Annotated in this window: 11 protein-coding genes and 2 pseudogenes; 7 read left to right on the top strand and 6 right to left on the bottom strand. The window is 61.4% G+C overall.

The window, feature by feature from the left end; all coding sequences use genetic code 11:
• Positions 1-7 precede the first annotated feature (7 nt).
• From K5D32_RS20155 to K5D32_RS20140, 4 genes are all read right to left on the bottom strand, one after another.
• Entirely contained in the window at positions 8-235 is a 228-nt protein-coding gene (locus tag K5D32_RS20155) for an MbtH family protein (protein ID WP_221601559.1), read from the bottom strand.
• Positions 236-317: 82 nt separating this feature from the next.
• Positions 318-1,718 (bottom strand): aspartate aminotransferase family protein, encoded by a 1,401-nt coding sequence (locus tag K5D32_RS20150; protein WP_221578622.1) that lies wholly within the window; start codon positions 1,716-1,718, stop codon positions 318-320.
• A gap of 180 nt (positions 1,719-1,898) precedes the next feature.
• Positions 1,899-14,906 carry a non-ribosomal peptide synthetase gene (locus K5D32_RS20145; RefSeq protein ID WP_221601570.1) on the bottom strand — a complete coding sequence of 4,336 codons (13,008 nt, stop codon included), beginning with the start codon at positions 14,904-14,906 and terminating at the stop codon, positions 1,899-1,901.
• 95 nt (positions 14,907-15,001) lie between these two features.
• Entirely contained in the window at positions 15,002-15,760 is a 759-nt protein-coding gene (locus K5D32_RS20140) for a thioesterase II family protein (protein ID WP_221601558.1), read from the bottom strand.
• Between the two features lie 320 nt (positions 15,761-16,080).
• On the opposite strand from K5D32_RS20140, the gene K5D32_RS20135 reads away from it, so the two are divergent.
• On the top strand, positions 16,081-16,611 hold the full coding sequence (locus tag K5D32_RS20135) for an RNA polymerase factor sigma-70 (protein ID WP_025260702.1): 531 nt from the start codon (positions 16,081-16,083) through the stop codon (positions 16,609-16,611).
• Positions 16,612-16,685: 74 nt separating this feature from the next.
• Here K5D32_RS20135 and K5D32_RS20130 read toward each other — a convergent pair whose 3' ends face one another.
• Together K5D32_RS20130 and K5D32_RS20125 are read right to left on the bottom strand one after the other, a co-directional pair.
• Positions 16,686-17,207 carry an SgcJ/EcaC family oxidoreductase gene (locus K5D32_RS20130; protein ID WP_221536824.1) on the bottom strand — a complete coding sequence of 174 codons (522 nt, stop codon included), beginning with the start codon at positions 17,205-17,207 and terminating at the stop codon, positions 16,686-16,688.
• Between the two features lie 210 nt (positions 17,208-17,417).
• Complete coding sequence (locus K5D32_RS20125) at positions 17,418-17,939, bottom strand: SgcJ/EcaC family oxidoreductase (RefSeq protein ID WP_025260704.1); 522 nt, start codon at positions 17,937-17,939, stop codon at positions 17,418-17,420.
• A 195-nt stretch (positions 17,940-18,134) separates the two neighbouring features.
• On the opposite strand from K5D32_RS20125, the gene K5D32_RS20120 reads away from it, so the two are divergent.
• The 6 genes and pseudogenes from K5D32_RS20120 to K5D32_RS20100 all read left to right on the top strand — a co-directional run bounded on the left by K5D32_RS20120 (position 18,135) and on the right by K5D32_RS20100 (position 24,418).
• Positions 18,135-19,319 (top strand): sensor histidine kinase, encoded by a 1,185-nt coding sequence (locus K5D32_RS20120; protein WP_221540032.1) that lies wholly within the window; start codon positions 18,135-18,137, stop codon positions 19,317-19,319.
• Positions 19,316-19,984 (top strand): response regulator transcription factor, encoded by a 669-nt coding sequence (locus K5D32_RS20115; RefSeq protein WP_025260706.1) that lies wholly within the window; start codon positions 19,316-19,318, stop codon positions 19,982-19,984. Before K5D32_RS20120 ends, K5D32_RS20115 begins: the two co-directional genes overlap by 4 nt.
• Positions 19,985-20,061: 77 nt before the next feature.
• A pseudogene (locus K5D32_RS20110) lies at positions 20,062-21,216 on the top strand (PAS domain S-box protein); the annotation flags it as partial.
• Positions 21,217-21,633 (top strand): annotated as a pseudogene (locus K5D32_RS26010) (LuxR C-terminal-related transcriptional regulator); the annotation flags it as partial.
• Positions 21,630-23,957 carry an ATP-binding protein gene (locus K5D32_RS20105; protein WP_311775792.1) on the top strand — a complete coding sequence of 776 codons (2,328 nt, stop codon included), beginning with the start codon at positions 21,630-21,632 and terminating at the stop codon, positions 23,955-23,957. The pseudogene K5D32_RS26010 and the gene K5D32_RS20105, both read left to right, overlap by 4 nt.
• Entirely contained in the window at positions 23,954-24,418 is a 465-nt protein-coding gene (locus K5D32_RS20100) for a response regulator (RefSeq protein ID WP_025260709.1), read from the top strand. Before K5D32_RS20105 ends, K5D32_RS20100 begins: the two co-directional genes overlap by 4 nt.
• The last annotated feature ends 6 nt before the right edge of the window (positions 24,419-24,424 follow it).

The raw sequence follows: 24,424 nt of genomic DNA, 5'->3' as shown, positions 1-24,424 counted from the left end.
TACGCAATCAGTGCGCAGTAGCCGCCTGTGCTTCCATCTTCTGGCGCAGGCTCAGTGGGCGCATGTCGGTCCACACTTCTTCGATGTAGGCCAGGCATTCGTTCTTGAAGCCGCTCTTGCCCACGGTGCGCCAGCCGTTGGGGATCGCCTTGTAATCCGGCCAGATGGAATATTGCTCTTCGTGGTTGACCACGACCTGAAAGACGATGTCGTCGCGGTCGAAAACTGAAGTCATTGCTGCTCTCCATGATTGATTCAGTGCCGCTGCGCCAATTCACAACGGCTATGTAAAGTGAACGTATCGCTACGTCGAAAAATTAAAGACTGGCCACCGCCGCCGAAAGCGCCCGACCGAATATACCGGCCACTTCGTCGATCTGCTCGGCAGTAATCACCAGCGGCGGCAGGAAGCGCACGACGCTGCCGTGACGACCACCCAGCTCCAGAATCAACCCACGCTTGAGGCATTCACGCTGCACCAGCGGTGCAAGACGGGCAAAGACCGGTGGGTGCCCCAGTGCATCGGGCTCGCCATTGGGGTCTACCAGCTCGACACCGAGCATCAACCCGCGACCGCGAATATCCCCCAGTTGCGGGAAGTCGCGTTGCAGCTCGCGCAAGTGCCGGGTCAAGCGTGCGCCCACGGTGTTCACGTGCTCGCAGACGTTGTGTTCCTTCAGATAGTGCATCACCGCCGAACCTGCGGCCATTGCCATCTGATTGCCGCGGAATGTCCCGGCATGAGCGCCTGGCTGCCAGGCATCCAGCCATTGGCGATAGACCACCACCGCCAGGGGCAGACTGCCGCCGATGGCTTTGGACAACACCACCACGTCTGGAATGATCCCGGCATGCTCGAAGGCAAACATCTTGCCGGTACGAGCGAAACCGCTCTGGATTTCATCGACGATCAGGGCAATCCCGGCCTTCTCGGTGATGCGACGCAGGCCCCGCAGCCAGTCCAGGTCCGCCGGAATCACACCGCCCTCGCCCTGCACCACTTCGACGATCACCGCAGCCGGTAGCTGCACCCCGGCTTCGGGATCGTTGAGCAGGTTTTCCAGGTAATGCAGATTGGCCTTGACCCCTTGCGCGCCGCCCAGACCAAACGGGCAACGGTAATCGTAAGGGTACGGCATGAACTGCACGCCGGAGCTGAGCAAGGCACCCAACGGTTTTTTCGGCCCCAGGCTACCCATCAGGCTCAAGGCACCCTGGCTCATACCGTGATAACCGCCCTGAAACGACAACACGGTGCTGCGCCCGGTGGCGGTACGCACCAGTTTCAGGGCTGCTTCCACGGCATCGGTGCCGGTAGGGCCGCAGAACTGGATTTTCGCTTCCTGGGCCAGTTCCTGTGGCAGCAGGCCGAACAGGTCCTGGACGAACTGATCCTTGACCGGCGTGGTAAGGTCCAGGGTATGCAACGGCAATTCGTCGCTGATGACCTGCTGGATGGCCTCGATCACGACCGGATGGTTATGACCCAGCGCCAGGGTGCCAGCCCCCGCCAGACAATCGATGAAGCGACGCCCCTCGACGTCCTCGACATGAATGCCCCTGGCACGCTTGAGCGCCAGAGGAATGCGTCGCGGATAGCTGCGAGCGTTGGACTCCTGGCGACTCTGACGGGCCAGCAAGGGCGATTCGTCGAACTGGTAAAGCGTCTCGGCAGGCTGCGCCGGCTGATCTTCAATAAACCTGGTAGCGACTGACATCTGTGCAACCCTCAATACGCTGTCGATAAGCGAAATCTTTAAGTGGCCTGATGCACGACCTTCTGGTCGTGCAACGTCAGGCATTCATTGCTTCATTGAAAAACGCGCCAGCCGCCTGCGGATTTACACCCTGTCACAGCTTTTTTATCAGCCGTGCCTTTGCGCCGACGAGAGGCTGGTTTACAGCCCCTCCAGCTCAGCCATCAGGTCCGCCAGCCGGTCGAATTTCTGCTCATCGACCTTCTGCCCGCCAAGACCTTCCAGATGCCCGGCCAACCCTTGAATGGTGTTGAACTCGAACATGGCGCGCAGCGGTACATTGCGTTGCAGCAGCTTCTGCGCACGAGTCACCACCTGAGTTGCCAGCAATGAATGCCCGCCCAATTCAAAGAAGTTGTCGGTAATCCCGACCCGCTCGACCTTCAGCACATCGGCCCAGATATCAGCCAATTGCTGCTCAATTTCGCTGTGCGGTGCCACGTAATCGTTCTGCACCTGGCTGACATCCGGCTTGGGCAGGGCCTTGCGGTCAAGCTTGCCATTCGGCGTCAGCGGCATAGCTTCCAGCATCACCAGATGGCTCGGCACCATGTAATCCGGCAGGCTGGTCTTGAGGTGGCTTTTCAGTTCATCGCGCAGCAAGTCCGGGTCCTGTGCATGGGCACGCGGCACCAGATACGCCGCCAGCACCTTGCCCAGTGGGCCGTCGATATCCAGCACCACGGATTCACGAATCCCTTCGTGCTCCTGCAGGCGGGTTTCGATTTCGCCCAGTTCGATGCGGTAGCCGCGAATCTTCACCTGATGGTCGACCCGGCCCACGTATTCGAGCACGCCATCTGCACGTCTGCGTGCCAGGTCGCCAGTGCGATACAGACGCTCGCCCGGTGCGCCGAACGGGTTGGGCACGAATACCGGCACAGTGCGTAGCGGGTCGCTGACATAACCGCGACCGACACCGGTCCCGGCCACGCACAGCTCGCCGACCGCGCCCAACGGCACCAGGTCCAGCGCCTCGTCGAGCAGGTACAAACGGTTGTTGTCGGTGGGCGTACCGATCGGCAGATAGGTGCTGCGGGTCGACGCCGGATCGACGCGGAAGAACGCCACGTCGTCGGAACATTCGGCAGGACCATAAGCGTTGACCAGCCCGATATCCGGGTAGCGTTGCAGCCATTGACTGGCCAGTTCCGGCGGCATCGCCTCGCCAGTCGGCAGCATCCAGCGCAAGCCGTCGAGGGTTGCACGCTCCTCGGCCAGCAGCCCTTGAATCAGGGACGGCACGCTTTCCAGCACACTGATGCGTTGGGCCTGAACATGGCTCAGCAAGGCCTGCGGATCACGGGCGATATCGTTCGGCACGATGTCTACCCGCGCCCCGAACAGCGGTGCCGCCAGGAACTGCCAGACCGAGATATCGAAACTCTGTGAAGCGGTCTGGGCGATCACGTCGGCATCGCTCAGGTTCAGATAAGGCACCTTGCTCAACTGGTTATTGAGCATGCCGCGCTGTTCGACCATCACGCCCTTGGGCAAGCCGGTAGAACCCGAAGTGAAGATCACGTAGGCCAGATTGTCCGGCGCGCTGTAACGGCCAGGATTGCTCTGGGGCAGTTCACTCTGCGGCACGGTTTCCCAGACGAGCAGACGTGGACGATCAGCCTCAGGGATATCGGCCAACAAAGCCTGAGCCTGTTCGCGACATTCGGCGCTGCACACCAGCACCGGCGTTTGGCTTTGCCCGATGATGCCGCTCAGGCGCTGGTTCGGCAGCGCCGGGTCCAGCGGCAGGTAACCGGCACCGGCCTTGAAGCTGCCGATAATCATGCCCAGCAATTCAGGACCCCGTTCGGCCAGCAGCGCAATCGGCTGGTCGAAACCGGCTCCGGCTTCGATCAAGGCATGGCCGAGACGGTTGCTGAGTGCGTTCAGCTCGGCATAGCGGTATTGGCGATCCAGGCAACTGACGGCGATACGTTGCGGGTGCGCCGCGACCTGCGCCTCGAACAGCTCGGCATAGCTGCGCTCCAGCGGGTAGTCATGGTCGCTCTGATTGCAGCCATCGAGCAGGAACTCGCGCTCCGTTGCACTGAGCAGCGCCAGCTCGGACATGTCGCCATGGAAGCCTTCGATCAAGGCCAGCAGCAGGCGCTTGAACTCGCCCAGCATGCCTTGAACCGTGGTTTCGTCGAAGTAGCGCTGGTCATAGGACAGATGCAGCCCAAGGTCATCGCCGGGGTAGCACACCGCCGTAATCGGGTAATTGGTGTGGGTACGGCCCGAATCCGAGGTGGCATTGAGGCTTTGCGCACGGTCCAGCACCGAGACTTCCACCGGCGCGTTCTCGAACACGAACAGGCTGTCGAACAGCGGCTGGCCCTTGGGCAGTTCGCTGTTTTCCTGAATGGTCACCAGCGGCAGGTATTCGTACTCGCGCAGCTCCATGTTGCTTTCCAGCAAACGGCTCAGCCACTGACGAACGCTGCAACGCTGGTCGTCCTGGGGCAGCCCCACACGCAGAGCGATGGTGTTGATGAACAGGCCCACGGTGCGCTGCATCTGCGGCATTTCCACCGGACGCCCGGCCACGGTCACGCCGAACACCACGTCGCGGTCCCCGCTCATGCGGCGCAGGGTCAAGGCCCAGGCCGCCTGGGCAAAGGTGTTGATGGTCAGTTGATGTTGCTGGGCAAGCTCGCGCAGTCGCACACCATCGGCCACATCCAGACGGGTATAGCAATCGCCCACCACCATGCCGCCACTGTCACCGGCATGTTCGCGCAGGAACGGACGGTCGCTCGGGATCGGCGTCGGACGCTCGAAGCCCTTGAGGTTTTGCCGCCACCATTCACGGGCCTGAACCAGACCACGGCGTTGCAGCCAGCCGATGTAATCGCGATAGCGCGGCGGCGCGGCCAGTTGTGCGTCGCGGCCTTCGCCCAATGCGCTGTAGATGTCGAAGAAGTCGTTCATCAGCAACGAGCGGCACCAGGCATCGATCAGGATGTGGTGGTTGCTCATCATGAACCAGTAGCGGGCGTCGTCGACACGAATCAGGCGCAGGTGGAACGGCGGCTGGTTGAGCAGATCGAAACCAGCCTCGCGCTCGGACTTGAGCAAGGCTTGCAGACGCGGTTCCTGCTCGCTCTGCGCCACATCGCGCCAGTCCAGATAGTCAATGGGCGTATTGCCCGGCTTATGGATGACTTGCAGCATGGTTTCGCCGATGTCCCAGCAGAACGAGGCACGCAAGGCTTCGTGACGGGCAATGACTGCCTGCCAGGCCTGGGCGAAACGTTGCGGGTCCAGCTCGCTGTTGATGCGGTAGCGGTCCTGCATGTAATACAGGCCGGTGCCCGGTTCCAGCAGAGTGTGCAGCAGCATGCCTTCCTGCATCGGGGTCAGCGGATAGACATCTTCGATATGACTCGCCGGGACCGGCAGCGCATCCAGATGCGCCTGATCCAGAGCCGCCAGCGGGAAGTCCGAAGGCGTCAGGCCGCCGCTGCCGTCTGCCAGGCAATGGGCAATCAGCGCCTGCAATTGTTCCAGATAAGCCTGGGCCAGTTCGGTGATGGCCTGAGTCTGGTAACGCTCGCCACTGAAGGTCCAGCGCAGCACCAGTTCGCCGCCGTACACCTGACTGTCGATGCTCAGCTCGTTAGGCAGTGGCGCATGAGCGTCATGGGCCGCGCCCGCCGACTCTTCCAGCGGGCGGAACAAGGCATCGCTGCCAAAGCTCTGGTCGAACTGCCCCAGGTAGTTGAAGGTGATCGGCGCGACCGGCAAGGCCTGCATCGCCGCGCGGCTGGTGCCATCGGCCAGATAACGCAACACGCCATAACCCAGCCCTTTGTGCGGAACCTGACGCAACTGCTCCTTGATCGCCTTGATCGATGCGCCCGGCCCGGCCTCTTCGGCAGATGCAGGCGTCAGTCGCAGCGGATAGGCACTGGTGAACCAACCCACAGTGCGGGTCAGGTCGATTTCGTCGAACAGGGTTTCGCGGCCATGGCCTTCAAGCTGAATCAACGCCGACGCTTGCCCGTTCCAGCGGCAAACCACCTGGGCCAGTGCGGTCAGCAGCAGGTCGTTGACCTGAGTCCTATAAGCGCTTGGCGCCTGTTGCAGCAACTGGCGGGTACTTTGCGCGTCCAGCCGCACGCTGACGGTCTGAGCATGAATATTCTGCTGACCGCCCTTGGGATTGTCGCAAGGCAATTCAGCACTCGGCCCGCTGAGCTGGCGCTGCCACCAATCCCGCTCTTCACGCAAGGATTCACTACCGGCGTAAGCCTGTAGACGCCCGGCCCAGTCACGGAAAGCGCTGGTCTTGGCCGGCAACTGGATGGCTGCGGCATCGGCCAGTTGGCGATAGGCAACTTGCAGATCGTCCAGCAGCACGCGCCACGAAACACCATCGACAACCAAGTGGTGAATGACCATCAGCAGGCGCTGTTGACCTTGCGGCCCGTCCACCAGCAAGGCGCGCAGCAGCGGGCCGTTTTGCAGGTCGAGGCTGCGCTGGGTGTCCGCGAACAACGCGGCGCACTCACTCATGTCAGAAACACGCGCTTGCAGCAGCAGGCTTTCACCGGTGACGGCACGGTGCTCGGCCTGCCATTTGCCAGCGTTCTCGCGGAAGCTCAGGCGCAAGGCGTCGTGCTGTTCAAGAATCGCCAGCAACGCCTGTTCAAGGTGACGAGGTTCCAGCGCCGTGGTCGGCTCCAGTACCAGCGCCTGATTCCAGTGCTGACGCGCAGGGATCGGCGTCTCGAAGAACCAGTGCTGAATCGGCGTCAGGGCGGATTCGCCGATCAGCAGGCCTTGCTCGGCCTGCACCCGCTCGCTGGTCGTCGCAACAGCGGCCAGGGTCTGGACGGTCTGGTGCTGGAACAGGTCGCGAGGGCTGAAATGAATCCCGGCCTGACGCGCACGGCTGACCACCTGGATCGACAGGATCGAATCGCCGCCCAGCTCGAAGAAGTTATCGTTGAGGCCGACTTTCTCGACGTTCAGCACCGCGCACCAGATACCTGCCAGGGTCTGTTCCAGTTCGCTGGTAGGTGCCACATAACTCTGACGATTGAGTTCCGGGTCCGGCGCTGGCAAGGCGCGGCGGTCGAGCTTGCCATTGGCGGTCAGCGGCATGCTGTCCAGCAGGATCAGGTGCGTGGGCACCATGTAATCCGGCAGTTGCGCCTTCAAATGCGCCTTGAGGGATTCGCGCAGTTGCGCCTGTTGCTCTTCGCCCTGCCCGGCCACCTCCGTGACCAGATAACCGGCCAGTTGCTTGCCCGCTGGCGTATCCAGCGCCAGCACCACAGCTTCGCGAATGGCCTCGTGCTCCAGCAGACGGGTTTCGATTTCGCCCAGTTCGATACGGAAACCGCGAATCTTCACCTGATGGTCGATACGGCCCAGGTACTCCACCAGACCGTCGGCCCGCTGGCGCACCAGATCGCCGGTGCGATACAAACGCCCGCCATTGCCGCTGAACGGGTCGGCAACAAAGCGCTCGGCGGTCATCGCCGCACGCTGGTGATAACCCTGCGCCAGTCCGGCACCGCCGACATACAGCTCGCCGGTCGCGCCCTGAGGCACCAGCGCCAGATCGGCATCGAGGATGTACGCCACCCGAGCGCCCACCACGCTGCCGATCGGCACACTGGCCTCGCCCTCTTCCAGCCAGGCCGGAGCCAGACTGGCCAGGGGCATGACCACGGTTTCGGTCGGACCATAGGCGTTGAAGAACAGTTCTGGCTTGAAGACCGCACGAATACGCTGCAAATGCTCGCCGGTCAGCGCCTCGCCACCGGTGATACACATGCGTACCGGCAAGGTCTGGCCCTGAGTCGACAGCCATTGCGCCAACTGACTGCCGTAGCTTGGGGTGAAGCCGAGAATGTTCACCTGCTGGCTGCGGATCAGCTCGCAGATTTCTTCGGCATCCCACTGCCCCTGAGCACGCAACACCACTCGCGCTCCGCTGAGCAGCGGCACCAACAGACGCTCGGTAGCGGCGTCGAAGTTGATGGAATAGAAGTGCAGTTCACAGTCATCGGGACGCATCTCGAAGCGACGAATCACCGCCTGACAGTGCATGGCGATTTCACCATGGGACACCACCACGCCCTTGGGCTTGCCAGTGGAACCGGAGGTGTAGATCAGGTACGCCTGATGCTGCGGCAGGCTGATGAAAGGCAGCTCGCTTGTCGGATAAGCGGCCAGGGCTGGCACGTCATCTTCCAGGCACCAGCGAGCGACACCCGCTGGCAACTCGCCCAAGGCATCGAACAAGGCGGCATTGCTCAACAGCAGGCCGATGCCGCTGTCTTCGATCATGTATTGCAGGCGTTCCAGCGGGTATTCCGGGTCCAGCGGCACATAAGCGCCACCGGCCTTGAGGATCGCCAGCAGGCCGACCACCATGTCCAGGGAACGCTCCAGCGCCAGACCGACACGCACTTGCGGGCCGACGCCACGCTCGCGCAGCATCCAGGCCAGACGGTTGGCGCGGCTATCCAGTTCGGCGTAACTCAGGGTTTCACCGGCGAAAGTCAGGGCCGGTGCATCCGGACGCGCCTTGGCCTGTTCGTCAAACAGACTGTGGATGCACTGGTCCAGACGCTGCTCGCCTGCTTCGACGCCCAGGCTGTCGAGCAACTGCTGACGCTCGGCCTCCTGCAAAAGCGGCAGTTCACTCAAGCGCTGCGCCGGATCGGCCAGCAAGGCTTGCAACAGATTGAGCAGGTGCCCGGCCATCTGCGCAATGCGCGGCTCGTCGAACAGATCGGTGCTGTAGGTCAGGCAGCAACCCAGACGATGATCCAGTTCGGTGACTTCCAGATTCAGGTCGAACTTGGTGGCTCGAGCATCGTTGACCAGATACTCGACGGTCATGCCCGCCAGTTCGCGGCTCTGCTGGAATTCCCAGCGCTGCACGTTGCACATCACCTGGAACAGCGGGTTATAAGCCGCGCTGCGTGGCGGTTGCAGGGCTTCGACCAGGTGATCGAACGGCAGGTCCTGATGGGACTGGCCTTCGATGACCGTGTGACGAACCTGCTCGAACAGTTGCTCGACACACATCTGGCCGTCGAGCTGCACGCGCAGCACCTGGGTGTTGAGGAATGCACCGATCAACCCTTCGCTTTCCGGACGAATCCGGTTGGCCACCGGCGCGCCGATGCGCAAGTCGGTCTGGCCGCTGTAGCGGTAGAGCAGCACCGCCAGAGTGGCGGTCATGGTCATGAACAGGGTCAGGCCATTATTGGCGTTGAAGGCACGTACACGAGCGGCCAGTTCATCGCTCAGGTCGAAGCGATACAGCTCGCCTTTATGGCTCTGGACCGGCGGACGCGGACGATCACTCGGCAGCTCCAGCAGCGGATGCTCGTTGCCCAACTGCGCCGTCCAGTAATCCAGTTGCCGCTGACGTTCCCCGGCTTCCATCCACTGGCGCTGCCAGACGCTGTAATCCAGGTATTGCACCGCCAACGGCTCCAGCGGCGAAGAACGGCCCTCAAGGAAGGCTTCGTACAGCAGGCCCAGTTCACGGGCGAAGATATCCATCGCCCAGCCTTCGGTGACGATGTGATGCAGGGTCAGGACGAAATAGTGTTCCAGCTCGCCAGCCCTAACCATGCAGGCGCGCAGCAGCGGGCCGGTTTCCAGGTTGAAAGGCTGGTGCGCCTCGCTGTCGGCGAACGCTTGCAGGCGGCGCTGCCGGGCTTCGCCTTGCAGCGCCGAGAAGTCCTGCCACTGCATGCGTAGGCCGGTTTCTTCGGACACCTTCTGGCACGCCACACCATTGACGCTCGGGAAAGTGGTGCGCAGGGTTTCGTGGCGCAGGATCAAGGCTTGCAGCGCTGCCTCGAAACATTCGATGTTCAGCACGCCATTCAGACGCGCCATGCCACCTACGTTATAGGCCGGGCTGTCGGGCTCCATCTGCCACAGGAACCACATGCGCTGCTGGGAATAGGACAGCGGCACTGGCTGGTTGCGGTCGATCCGGGCAATCGGCTGCTGGCTGTTGCGGGCACCGGACGCCTGAATGGCTTCAACCTGCTCGACAAACGCGCCCAGCTCACTGGCCTCGAAAAGTGTCCGCAACGGCAGCTCGATATCACAAGCCTGACGCACCCTGGAAATGATCTGGGTAGCCAGCAACGAATGGCCGCCCAAGGCAAAGAAGTCATCGCGCAAGCCAATGCGCGGCACGCCCAGCACTTCGCGCCAGATACTGGCGACCTGTTTTTGTAGCTCAGTCTCGGGCTCGACGTGTTCACGGCTCTGCCAGACCGGCTCCGGCAAGGCGCGACGATCCAGCTTGCCGCTGGGGCTCAGAGGCATGCTGTCCAGGCGCATCAGTTGCGCCGGGACCATGTACTCGGGCAGTTCAAGAGCCAGGGAAGACTTGATGCGCTCGATCTGCTGCGCCTCGGTTTCCTGCTCCAGCGCGGCCGTGTAGTAACCGATCAGTTGCGGGCCAGCGGCGGTTTCCCGCACCAGTACCGCGGCCTGACCGACGCCTTGCTGAGCCAGCAGACGGGCTTCGATTTCCTGAGGTTCGACCCGGAAGCCACGCAGTTTGACCTGCTGGTCCAGACGCCCCAGATATTCCAGCGAACCATCCGCCGCCCAGCGCACCAAGTCGCCGGTACGGTACAGACGCGCGCCCTCTTCGCCCGAAGGATCGATGACAAAACGCTCGGCCGTCAGCCCCGGACGGCCCAGATAACCACGGGCCAGACCGATGCCACCGATACACAGTTCACCGGCCACGCCACGGGGCAGCGGGTTCAGGTCGCTGTCCAGAACCCGGCACAGCACGTTGCCCAGCGGTCGGCCAATGGGCGAGCGCTCGCCATCCGCCAACTGACAGTGCCAGTGAGTGACGTTGATCGCGGTTTCGGTCGGGCCATAGCGGTTGTGCAGTTGCACATTCGGCAATTGCTCCAGCACCCGGTTGCGCAGTTCGGCAGGCAGCGCTTCGCCACCGGAGAACAGGCGACGCAAGCTGCTGCACTGTTGCGCCAGCGGCTCATCGATGAAAAGTTGCAGCAGCGGCGGCACGAAATGCAGCGTGGTAACGCCGTATTCCTTGATGCGCTGGGCGATGCGATGCGGATCGCGATGCTCACCGGGATCGGCCAGCAACAGACGGCAGCCGGTGATTAGTGGCCAGAAGCACTCCCACACCGAAACGTCGAAACTGATCGGTGCCTTCTGCATCAGCACATCGGTTTCGTCCAGCGCATAGGTGGCCTGCATCCATTGCAGGCGCTCGGCCAGTGCGGCATGGGTATTGCCCACGCCTTTGGGCTGACCGGTGGAGCCGGAGGTGTAGATCACGTACGCCAGATTATCGCCATGCAGGTGCAAACCCGGCGCACTGACGGGCCAGTTTTCCAGGTGCAGGGTGTCCATGACAATGGTGCTGACACCTTCGGCACTCGGCAGATCGCCCAGCAAATGGCTTTGGGTCAGCAGCAGCGCAACGCCGCTGTCTTCAAGCATGTAGGCCAGTCGCTCGGTCGGGTAATCCGGGTCCAGCGGCACATAGGCGCCACCGGCCTTGAGGATCGCCAGCAGGCCGATCAGCAGTTGCGGCGAACGCTCAGCCGCAATCGCCACCTTGACGTCCGGGCCGACGCCCTTGTCCCGCAGGTAATGGGCCAGACGGTTGGCCTGGGCATGCAGGCTGGCAAAATCGAGGCTACCGCCGTCCCACATCAGGGCAATGCGTTCCGGGGTCTGGCGGGCCTGAAGGTTCAGCAGTTCCGGCAGCCATTGAGCGGCAGGCGCGCAAGGCGCAGCACCCCAGCTGGCCTGCTCGGCCAGATCCTCGGCGCTGAGCAATTGCACATCACCCAGCACGGTATCGGCCTGCTCGCAGACCTGAGTCAGCAAGCGCACGAACTGCCCGGCCATGCGCACGATGGTTTCGCGCTCGAACAGTTCGTCGGCGTAGTCGAAGGACAGGTTCAGGCGACCGTTGCGATCCTCTTCACTGTGCAGTTGCAGGTCGAACTTGGCTTCACGGCTGTGCCAGGGCAGTTCTTCGGCCAGCAGACCCGGCAGGCGACGCAAGGCGCTCAGGTCCCGCTGCTGGTGGTTGAACAGCACCTGGAACAGACCCTGCTCACGGGCCTGCGGGAACGCTTCGACCAGTTGATCGAACGGCAGGTCCTGATTGGCCTGGGCTTCCAGCGCTGCCTGACGGGTTTGCGCCAGCAGCGAGGAAAATGGCAGGCGCGAATCCAGTTGCGCACGCAGCACCAGGGTATTGATGAAGAAACCGATCAGGCCTTGGGTTTCATGGCGCGGACGGTTGGCACCGGGCACGCCGATGCGAATATCGCTCTGACCGCTATAGCGATGCAGCAGGCTCTGGAAGCCAGCAAGCAGCACCATGAACGGTGTCGATTGATAAGCCTGGGCAGCCTGTTTTACCGCTGCGCTCAACTCGTTGCTCAGGCGCAGGCTGTAACGCGAAGCGCTGTGTTGCTTGCGGGCCGAACGCGGATGATCAGTGGCCAGCGTCAGGGTCGGTTGCTCGTCACCCAGTTGCGCCTTCCAGTAATCGAGCTGACGCTGGGTCTCGCCACGAGCCAGCCATTCACGCTGCCAGTGGCCGTAATCGGCGTAACGCAACGACAGCGATGCCAACTCCAGTGATTGCCCTTGAACGGCGGCTGCATAAAGGCGCGAGAACTCGTCGATCAGCACATTCAGCGACCAGCCATCGGCGACGATATGGTGCAGCGTGACCAGCAACTGATGCTCTTCATCGTCCAGTTTCACCAGCGTGACGCGCAGCAGCGGGCCGGCTTCCAGATCGAACGGCTGACGCGCCTGCTCTTCGCGGATGGACTGGGCACGGGCCTGACGTGCTTCGGTGGACAGGTCGCTGATGTCGATCACGTGCAGCGGGAGCTCGCTGACCGGGTCGATACGCTGCAAGGCCACGCCGTCCTGCTCGTAGAAACGGGTGCGCAGGGATTCATGACGTTCGATCAGGCGCTGGAAGCTGCTGCGCAGCGCCGTGGTGTCCAGCTCGCCACGCAAGTGCAGGCCACCGGGAATGTTGTAGGCGCTGCCTTGGGGGTCCATTTGCCAGAGGAACCACAGACGGTTCTGGGCCAGGGATTGCGGCAGCGCATCGTTGCCCGGCAAGCGGGGAATGGCGTCCTGAGTCTGGCCTTCGCGTTGCAGCGCTTCGATCTGAGCAACCAGTGCCGCAAGAGTCGGAGCTTCGAACAGCAGGCGCAGATTCAGCTCGATGCCCAGGGCATCGCGCAAGCTGGCGACCACCTGGGTCGCGATAATCGAGTTACCGCCCAGCAGGAAGAAATGGTCATCGGCGGCCACTTCTTCCAGTTGCAGATGCTCGCACCAGACTTTCGCGACCTGCGCCTGCAGGTCGGAACCGCCAGTAGACGTTGCGCCTTTATCGGCCACGGTGCCTTGCGGGAATACCGCATAGCTGTCCAGGCTGCCGTCGGCCAGACGGGTCCGGCAGGCAGAACGTTGCAGCTTGCCGCTGGAGGTCTTGGGCAAGGCGCCCGGATTGAGCAGCACCACCACAGTCGGCGCTTCCTGGAAAGCCTCGGCCACGGACTGGCGAATCATCTTGATCAACGTCTCGGGAGCCAAGGCTTTCTGCACACTGCGCCCCACTTCCGCCGCAATGCCGATCCCTTCGCTGCCCTGCTGAGTCACGGCGAACGCCGCAATCCGGCCTTTGCGCACCGCATCCACGTCACGCTCGACAGCCTTTTCGATGTCCTGCGGGTACAGGTTATGGCCACGCACGATCAGCATGTCTTTCAAGCGACCGGTGATATACAGCTCGCCATGGCGCAGGAAACCCAGGTCGCCGGTGCGCAGCCAGGTACGGCCTTCATGCTCGACAAAGGTCTTGGCCGTGGCTTCGGGATTGCGCCAGTAACCGTGGGCGATGCTCGGGCCACAGGCCCAGATTTCGCCGACGCTGTTTTCACCCAGCACGGCCAGGGTCTGCGGATCGGCAATCAACACGCCATGTTCAGGCTGGCTGGTGCCGCAACTCATCACCGGATTGCCGTCGCCCGGCTCGGCCACATTGCGCGCCAGTGCGCGTTCGTCCAGACGCAGCGACGGGATGCCCTTGCCGCGCTGACCACCCGCTACGAACAGCGTCGCTTCGGCCAGGCCATAGGAGGCGAAGAAGCTGTCCGGGGTAAAGCCGCAGACGGCGAACTTGTCGGCAAAGCTGTCCAGGCTGTCCTGACGAATCGGCTCGGAGCCTGAATAGGCCACGCGCCAGCGGCTCAGGTCCAGACGTGCCAGCGCCGAGTCGCTGACCCGCGAACTGCACAGCTGATACGCGAAGTCCGGGCCGCCGCTGATGGTGCCGCCGTATTCGCTGATCGCTTCCAGCCAGCGCAGTGGCCGGGTCAGGAAATAGGCTGGCGCCATGAGCACGCAAGGCACACCGCTGAAAATCGGTTGCAACAGGCCGCCGATCAAACCCATGTCGTGGTACAGCGGCAGCCAGCTGACGATCACGTCATCGGGGTTGAGATCGATCCCGAAGCCATGGCGGATCAGCAGTTCATTGGCGACCAGATTGCCATGGCTGACCTGAACGCCCTTGGGCAAGGCCGTGGAGCCTGAGGTGTATTGCAGGAAAGCGATATCGTCATGGCTCAAGGCCGGGCCTTGCCAGCCTTCGGCGATTGCGCTGTCTAGGGTATCGACACACAGCAATTGCGGGGCATTGGCAGCCGCCAGCTCATCCATTTGCAGCAAGGCCGGACGCAAGTCGGAGCCGGTCAGCAGAAGGCGCGGCTCGGCATCGGCGATGATCGACAGCAGTCGCTCCTGGTGGTGACGGCGATTGGATTCCGGTGGATAGGCCGGCACCGCAATCACACCGGCATACAGGCAGCCAAAGAAGGCCGCCACGTAATCCGGCCCGCTGTGGAACAGCAGAATCGCACGATCACCCGGCTCGGCTCGGGCTTTCAGCGCGGCGGCGATGGTCCGCGCACGCAGGTCCAGATCACGGTAGGTCAGCACGATGCCCTGATCTTTTTCGTCAGTGAGAAAACGCAAGGCCAGGCGTTCAGGCGTCTGCGAAGCGCGACGCTGAAGGGCTTGCGCCAGGGTATCGGGGAGTTCAAACGCATCCATGATGAGGTTCCTGCTGTATTCGGCTTGCCAAATGAGGTCTGGATTTCAAGAAAAGGCGCGCGCTGTCGGGCACAAACGCGCGTGAGGCAATCAGGGGATCAACCGGCCACCAGGGCCATTTGCCGCGCTGCGCCGTTGCGCCAGCGGGTCAGGTGCTGTTCGGCGTAACGCCGAAGGTGACGCAGCAGTTGGGCCTGCTCGTCGACCAGATAGAAGTGATGGCCCTCGAACATGTCCAGGGAGAAACCGGTGCAGGTTTCTTCCTGCCAGTCGAGCAGTTCTTCCACCGTGACGCTGTCCTGCTTGCCGCCAAAGACATGGATAGGCACGCTCAACGGCTCGCGCTCACCATATTTGAAGCTGCCGCAGGCCAGGAAATCGGCGCGCAGGATGGGCAGCATCAGTTGCATCAACTCATCGTTGGCAATCACGTTTTCGCTGGTGCCCTTGAGCTTGCGAAGCCGGGCGATCAGTTGCTCGTCGGTCTTGGCGATGGCGTATTCGCTGACATCACGGCGCACCGGCCCTGCAGAGGCAGACATGAACAGGACCAGCGGCGCAGGCAGGCCACGGGCACGCAACACATGGGCCAGTTCGAAGGTCAGCAAGGCGCCGAGGCTGTGTCCGAAAATCGCGTAGGGCCTATCCAGTTCAACACTGATCTCGTCGGCCAGACGGTTGGCCAGCTGTACGATATCGGTCTGCAGCGGCTCGTTCATGCGCATGCCACGGCCCGGCAGCTCAAGAGGACGAACGTTCACCCACTCCGGCAGCTTGCGCCGCCACGGGCTGTAAAACATCGCACTGGCCCCGGAAAACGGCAGACAGAACAGCGTCAGGCTCGCAGGAGTGCTCATATCAGGCCCTGCCATCCGGTAACGCCGACGAAAAAGCTGCGATGCGCGCGCTCGAAACCCATTGTGTCCTCCTGATCTGATCCATGGCCGCAGTCGTGGACGGGCCTGTCATCAATGAGAACGGATGGCATCTGGAAATAATTAGTCGCATCTGAGCTGCGCTACAAAAGTGCACAGGGGGTTAATTGCTCCCTACAGGTGCACTGATTCGATTTCGCATTTGACAATTATTATCATTAAGAATAGTTTACCCGCCGATCAGCAGGTGCCACCCAATACGGGGACACACCTTCTCCAAGACTCGCAGCAAGGTGAATTCCATGACGGAACAAGTGCTCACAAGTAAGTGTGACTCACCCTTACTCCAGGTTTTTATCGACAACTATCTGCTGTTGGTCAAAATCGCCGCCCGCATCGTTGGCTGCCGCTCACGCGCCGAAGATGTGGTGCAGGACGCATTTTTCAGATTGCGTTCCGCCCCCCAGATCACCCTTTCATTCAAGGCCCAGCTCAGCTATCTGTTCCAGATCGTGCGCAACCTGGCCATCGATCACTATCGCAAGCAGGCGCTGGAGCTCAAGTACACAGGCCCGGAAGATGAAGGCCTGAACGTGGTGGTTCAGGGTGCGTCGCCGGAAACCTCGCATATCAATTTCTCCAGCCTGGAGAAAATAGCCGACGCCCTGTCGGAGCTGCCGGCGCGTACCCGATACGCCTTCGAGATGTACCGCCTGCACGGCGTACCGCAAAAGGACATCGCCAAGGAGCTGGGTGTCTCCCCTACCCTGGTGAATTTCATGATTCGCGATGCCCTGATTCACTGCCGCAAGGTCAGCGGCGTCAGAAACTGAATCCGCTTTCACCCACGCAAAAACACATCCGGGGCAAAGGCCCCGGATGTGCTTCAAACATCAGACTTCTTGAATCAGCGGCTGACCTGGTACTCAGGCTGCACTTCCGGCATGGCCGAAGAGTGGTGGTTGAGGATTTTCCACTGCCCGCCTACACGCTCGTACAGGAAGGTGTAACGCGCCTGCACCTTGCTCTTCTTGCCATCAGCAGCGGTCAGGGTGAAGGTGTAGACACCGCTGTCCATCGCTGCATCCGGGCTCAGACGGCGGATTTCGCGGTAGTTGATCTCGCCGACTGGCTTGAGGGCCAGGAAGTGGTCGAAGTAATCGGTGATCTCTGCAGGTGTGGCGCGCACCTTGTTGGAAACCGTTGGCTGCAGAATGGCATTCGGCGCATAGAGGCTGACCACAGTCTGCGGGTTGCCGGTTTTCAGTGCGTTGTTCCAGCGATCAAACAAACCCGAGATTTCCTGGTCCTTCACGTTGGACGGCTGCTCGGCCACCATGCGGTAGGTGTAAGGAGCGGTATCTGCTGCGTGAACCAGCGGAGCGCTCAGAGCAAAAAGCATGACCAGTGCGGTTTTCTTCAGATTCATTGCAACACTCCTACGGGGATCTGTTCAGGGATTCAGTGAGTGCTACTTTGCCGCTGCGAACAGTCTGCGCCATCGGCCAATCGGGGCTATTTGTCTATGCCATTCGGCATATGACATGCCCGTTCGCATGAAAAAACCACTTTCACAAACGCAAAAAAGCACATCCGGGGCAAAGGCCCCGGATGTGCTTCAAACACCAGACTTCCTGAATCAGCGGCTGACCTGATACTCAGGCTGCACTTCCGGCATGGCCGAAGAGTGGTGGTTGAGGATCTTCCACTGCCCGCCTACACGCTCGTACAGGAAGGTATAACGCGCCTGCACCTTGCTCTTCTTGCCATCGGCAGCGGTCAGGGTAAAGGTGTAGACACCGCTGTCCACAGCTGCATCTTTGCCCAGACGGCGGATTTCACGGTAGTTGATCTCACCGACCGGCTTGAGGGCCAGGAAGTGATCGAAATAGTCCTTTATCTCTGCCGGAGTGGCGCGCACCTTGTTGGAAACTGTCGGTTGCAGTACGGCATTGGGTGCGTACAGGCTGACCACTGTCTGTGGGTTGCCGGTTTTCAGTGCGTTGTTCCAGCGGTCAAACAAACCCGAGATTTCCTGGTCTTTCACGTTGGACGGCTGCTCGGCCACCATACGATAGGTATAAGGAGCAGTGTCTGCTGCGTGGACCAGCGGAGCACTCAAAGCAAAAAGCATGACCAGGGCGGTTTGTTTCAGTTTCATCGCAACACTCCTACAGGGGATCTGTTCAGGGATTCAGTGAGTGCTAATTTGCCGTTGCGAACCACTTTCTCCATCGGCCAACCGGGGTTATTTTTCTATGCCAACCGGCAGATAGGCACCCCGCGCCATCACAGGTTTTAATGGCATCATGTTGTGCCCGCGCGGGCATGAATCCACGCCTGGAGTACGACACAGATGCAAAGCCCTCCACATGATCCAGCAAGTGCCCTGGCGATTCGCACACAATATCGCCAGTCACAAAGCCGTGCCGCACGCCTTCGCCTGCTGGTAGATACAGGACAGGAACTGACCCAGTTGCCTCCCGAAGCCATGCGCCAGCGCGTCTTGCAGCGAGCCTGTGCTTTCGTCGCCATGGACCACGGCCTGTTGCTGGAATGGGGAAACGACAATGTGGTGCGCACCACGGCCCTGCATGGCAGTGAAGAACGCCTGCGCAGCCTGGAAATCGTCGCCGACACGCTGGCCATCGGGCCGCAATGGCTGGAACGCGACCATGCCACGCTGCCAAATGTACTGACGCTGCCCCTGCGCGGGGCCGACGATGGCTCCTTTGGCACGCTGGTACTGGCCAACAGTGTGAATATCAGCGCCCCCGACAGCGAAGACATCGAGTCCCTGCAATTGCTCGCCACCCTGCTGGCGGCGCATCTGGAGAACAATCGCCTGCTCGAAGCACTGGTGGCGCGTGAGCGGACCATGTCCGAACTGGTCAATCAGTTGTTCACCGCCCAGGAAGACGAACGCAAGCGCATGGCCTATGACCTGCATGACGGGCTGGCACAGACCCTCGCCGGCCTGCATCAACGCCTGCAGGGTTTTGCCGGTCGCTGCCCCGAACTGCCAGAGCCGCTGGATAACGACCTGCGTGCCATCCTGACCCTGGCCCAGCACTGCGTCGGGGAAGGCCGGCAATTGATCAGCGGCCTGCGGCCAAGCGTTCTTGACGACTTCGGCCTGCTGCAAGCCGTCGACAAGGACGCCGACCGTCTACGCGAAGCCGGTATTAACGTACACTGGCGCTCACGCTCCATGACCCGCCTGCCCAGCCACCTGGAAATCGCCCTGTTTCGCATTGCCCAGGAAGGCATCAACAACATTCTCAAGCATGCCAATGCCGACAACGTGCAACTGGCGCTCGAGCTGCATGAAACCACTGCCTCGTTGCTGATCGAAGACAACGGCTGTGGCTTCATCATTGACCAGCAATCAAGGAACAACGGCGTCCAGAAGCTTGGACTGGTGGCAATGCAGGAGCGAGCCAGCCTTCTGGGTGGCCGACTGGTTTTTGTCAGCAGCCCGGAATCCGGCACACGGATACGCGCTACCGTCCCTCTCAACACAGACAAGGCAACACTATGACGAATACCTTGCGACTGGTCCTGGCAGACGACCATGAAGTGACCCGGACAGGATTCGTATCGCTCCTGGCTGGCCACCCGGAATTCGAGGTGATCGGTCAGGCTTCCGACGGCCAGCAGGCCATCGAATTGTGCGAGCAGATGCAGCCGGATATCGCGATCCTCGATATCCGCATGCCGGTCCTGAACGGCCTGGGTGCCGCGCGTATCCTCCAGCAGCGCATGCCCCAACTCAAAGTGGTGATGTTCACCATGGACGACAGCACCGATCACCTGGAAGCCGCCATCAGTGCCGGTGCAGTGGGTTACCTGCTCAAGGACGCCAGCCGTGACGAAGTGATTGCCAGCCTGCAACGTGTCGCCCGTGGAGAAGAAGCCCTCAACAGCGCCGTCAGCGCCCGTCTGCTGCGGCGCATGACCGAACGCAACAGCAGCCGCGCCATCACCACCGAAGCCCTGACGCCCCGTGAGCGCCAGGTACTCGGGCTGGTGGCCAGCGGTTTCAGCAATCGCGAGATCGGCGAAAAACTCGGCATCACCGCAGGCACCGCCAAGGCACATGTGGAGAAAGTCATTGCCAAGCTGGGGGCCGCCGACCGGACCCAGGCGGCGGTGCGCGGCGTGGCTCTGGGCCTGGTAAGTCAGTCTACAGGCGACTGGAGGTAACCTTGCGCAACCTCAAACCCTGGGAAGACCTGTCGCTACGCGGCAAGGCACTGGTGGCGACTTCATTGCCCCTGGTCATGCTGATGTGTTCTCTGACATTCATCTATATCGCTGAACGCCAGACCACTCAGGCCGAAGAGGATGTACGCAGGGCGCTGCTGGTTCGCGGCGATATCCAGAGCGTTCACACCCAGCTCGCCGAAGCCGCTGCCAGCGTGCGCGGCTATCTGCAGACCCGTCAGGAAGACTTCCTGCCGGGCTATCTGAACGCCCAGACCCAGATTGGAGCCGCGCTGGACCGACTTCACACCAACGTGCGCGACGAACAGATGCGCGAACACCTCAAGGCCATTACGCTGCTGATCGAAAACAAGGTCGACGGCCTTGAAATGCTGCACAGCCTGAATCAGGAAGGAAAAGTCACGATTGCGGCCATCCTCATGGAGAACAAATTCATTCTCGATGAACTGCGCAGCCACCTGAATACCATGCGCGAGCGTGAAGACGCCGTACTGGCGGAGCGCACGGCAGTCGCTTCCGAAAACCGGGAACGCTTGTTCTGGGCAACAATTCTGGCCGCAGGCTCAGGCCTGCTGGGTGCCCTCCTGGCCATATGGATACTGTGCAAAGGCATCGTGGCCCGTGTGCAGCAGGTGCAAGGCAATGCCCAGCGTCTGGTACAAGGCCATCCACTGCTGCCCCAGCCGCCGGAAAACGATGAAGTCGGTCAATTGGGCACTCGCCTGATGGAAGCCAGTCAATTGCTCGCCAAACGTGAACAGGCCCTGCGCGAAAACGAAGAGCACCTGCAACTGCTCACCGAAGGCGCCAAGGAATACGGGATCTTCGCTCTGGATACCAAGGGCAATGTCATCACCTGGAACACCGGAGCCGAACGCATCAAGGGCTACAGCGAGCAGGAAATCCTCGGCCAGCATTTCTCGTTGTTCTATCCACCCGAAGAATGTCCGCGGCACCCTGATACGGCTCTGAGCGAGGCCACCCTCAAGGGTCACTACACGGAAGAAGGCTGGCGCTGCCGCAAGGATGGCAGCCGCTTCCTGGCCAGCGTGGTCATCACGGCCCAGTACGACAGCAGCAATGCCCTTAGAGGTTTCTCGAAGATCACCCGGGACATCACTGACCGCCGTGCGGCAGAAATGGCCTTGGGCACGGCCCGTGAAGAAGTGGAACGCGCCAGCCGTGCCAAAAGCGAGTTTCTTTCCCGCATGAAAGTGATGGTTTTCAACACCGACGACACTGACCATATGGAAGCCGCCATCAGTGCCGGAGCGGTCGGTTATCTGCCCAGGGAAGCCTGCCGCGACGAAGTACTCGCCGGCCTGCAACCTGTGGCTTCTGGTGCCAAAACCCTCAGTAATGCACCGCTGCCGCGTCTGCCCGAAATCAACAGCCACCGCACCCTGATGACCGAAGCCCTGACGCCCCGTGAATGCCAGGTTCTGTGTCTGGTGGCCAGCGGCTGCAGCAACCGGGAAATTGGCGAAAAACTCGGCATCACCACCGGGACTGCCAAATCTCACGTGGAAAAGGTCATCGCCAAGCTCGGCGCCGCAGACCGGACACAGGCAGCGGTTCGTGGCCTGGCCCTGGGCCTGGTCAATCAGACATCCGGTGACTGGAGGTGAATTTGATCAACGTCACGCGCTGGGAAGACCTCCCGCTACGCGGCAAGGCATTGGTGGCCATTTCCCTGCCACTGGTGATTCTGATGCTTTCCCTGGTGCTCATCTACATCGCCGAGCGCCAGACCACTCAGGCTGAAGAAGATGTGCGCAGAGTGCTGCTGGTTCAGGGCGATATCCAGAGCGTTCATACCCAACTCGCCGAAGCGGCAGCCAGTGTGCGCGGCTACCTGCTGACCCGTCGCGAGGACTTTCTGCCGGGTTACCTGAACGCCGAGGCGCAGATCGAAGCAGCGCTGGATCGACTCAATACCAATGTGCGCGACCAACAGATGCGCGAACACCTCCAGGCCATCGCACCGCTGATCGAAACCAAGGTCGACGGGCTGGAAACCCTGCGCAACCTCAGCAAGGAAGGCCAGGACACGATTTCGACCATCCTGATCGAGAACAAATACATTCTCGATGAGCTGCGCGACCGAATCCGCACCATGCGCGAACGCGAAGACACCTTGCTGGCGGAGCGCACGGCAGACGCCGCGGAGACCCGCGCCCGTCTTCTGTGGTCGACGTTGCTGGCGGCAGGCTCGGGTGTATTTGGTGCCATCCTTGCCGTATTGATGCTCTCCAGAGGCATCGTGGCCAGGGTGCAGCAGGTGCAAGGCAACGCCCAGCGTCTGGCGCTGGGCCACCCGCTGCTGCCACAGCCGCCGGAAAACGATGAAGTCGGTCAACTGGGCACACGTCTGGTGGAGGCCGGTCAACTGCTGGCCGAACGTGAGCGGGCATTGCGCGAGAACGAAGAGCGCCTGCGCCTGATCATCGAAGGCGTCAAGGATTACGGGATCTTCGCCCTGGATGCCAAGGGCTATGTCATCACCTGGAACGCCGGGGCCGAGCGCATCAAGGGCTATACCGAGCAGGAAATCCTCGGTCAACACTTCTCCCTGTTCTATCTGCCGGAAGAATGCCCGCAACACCCCGACATGGCGCTGCACGAGGCGACACTCCATGGCCGCTACATGGAAGAAGGCTGGCGCTGCCGCAAGGATGGCAGCCGTTTCTGGGCCAGCGTGGTCATCACCGCCCAATACGACAGCAGCGATGCCCTGCGCGGCTTTTCCAAGATCACCCGTGATATCACCGACCGCCGTGCTGCCGAAATCGCCCTTGGCACAGCCCGGGAAGAGGCAGAACGCGCCAGTCGCGCCAAGAGCGAGTTTCTTTCGCGCATGAGCCACGAACTGCGCACGCCCCTGAACTCCATCCTGGGTTTCGCTCAACTGCTGGACATGGATTCCAGCAATCACCAGAAACCTCAGGTCGGCCATATCCTGCGGGCCGGCCAGCATCTGCTGACACTGATCAACGAAGTCCTGGACATTGCCAGGATCGAGGCAGGCCATCTGTCGCTCAACCTGGAGCCGGTGCTTTTGCCCGAGGTTCTTCAGGAAGCCTTGAGCCTGGTCTGGCCCATGGCCGCAGATGGCGGTATCCAGCTGGCCGAACTGCCGGAGCTGGCAAGCGACAGTGGTGTGATTGCCGACCGCCAGCGTCTGGTTCAGGTGCTGCTGAACCTGCTGTCCAACGCCATCAAATACAACCGCCCCAACGGGCTGGTGAGAATCGAAGTCCAGCAACAGGACGACCGGGTCACCATCAGCGTTATCGACACGGGCAAAGGCATTGCGCTGGATCGACTCGATCAGTTGTTCAAACCCTTCGAGCGTCTTGAGGCCGACTCCAGTGTGGAAGGCACAGGCCTTGGCCTGGCATTGAGCAAAAGCCTGCTGGAAACCATGAACGGCAGCATGACCGTACACAGCACGCCGGGAGAAGGCTGCCGGTTTACCCTGGAATTGCCCTATGCCCAAGTCCACAAGGCAGAAGAAGCGCCGATTCGCCGGATCAGCGCGATGCCTGCCGAACCGCACCCTGCCCGCGTCGAGCATTACGGCAGAGTACTGTGCATCGAAGACAACCTGTCGAGCATGGCCCTGATCGAAACCCTGTTGCAGCGCAGGCCCGGCATTCAACTGCTGTCCAGCATGCAAGGGCAACTGGGGCTGGATCTCGCACGGCAACACGCGCCGCAATTGATTCTGCTGGATGTGAACCTGCCAGACCTTACGGGTCGCGATGTATTGAAGCGCCTGCGACAATCCCCCAGCACGGCCAACACGCCGGTACTGATGATCACGGCCGACGCCAGTGACAAGACCCACCGCGAGTTGCGCCAGGCCGGAGCTACGGCAATCCTGACCAAACCCATCCAGGTGCCCGCGTTCCTCGCGCACCTGGACCAATACCTACCGGAGCCTTCATGAGCGGCGATTTCCGTATCCTGATTATCGATGACCAGCGGCCCAATCTTGAACTGATGGAGCAATTGCTCGCTCGCGAAGGCCTGACCAATGTATTGAGCAGCACCGAGCCGCTGAGAACACTGGACCTGTTCAACAGCTTCGAGCCGGATCTGGTGATTCTCGACCTGCACATGCCGGAGTTCGACGGGTTTGCGGTGCTGGAGCAACTAAACAGGCGTATCCCGAGCAACGACTACATGCCGATCATGGTCCTGACCGCCGACGCCACTCGCGAAACCCGCCTGCGCGCCCTGGCCCTGGGCGCCCGGGACTTCATCAGCAAACCACTGGACGCCCTGGAAACCATGCTGCGGATCTGGAACCTGCTGGAAACCCGCGCACTGTACAAAACCTTGCGCCAGTTACTGCCGCCGGAAAAGATCGAACTGCTGCGCCAGTATCGGGCACCGGCGCAGGCTTGAGTTCGA

It is taken from the genome of Pseudomonas cichorii (assembly GCF_019719005.1).
GTDB classification, from domain to species: domain Bacteria; phylum Pseudomonadota; class Gammaproteobacteria; order Pseudomonadales; family Pseudomonadaceae; genus Aquipseudomonas; species Aquipseudomonas cichorii_E.
The sequence above is the reverse complement of the archived record's forward strand: the minus strand, read 5'-3'. Positions and strand labels throughout refer to the sequence as shown.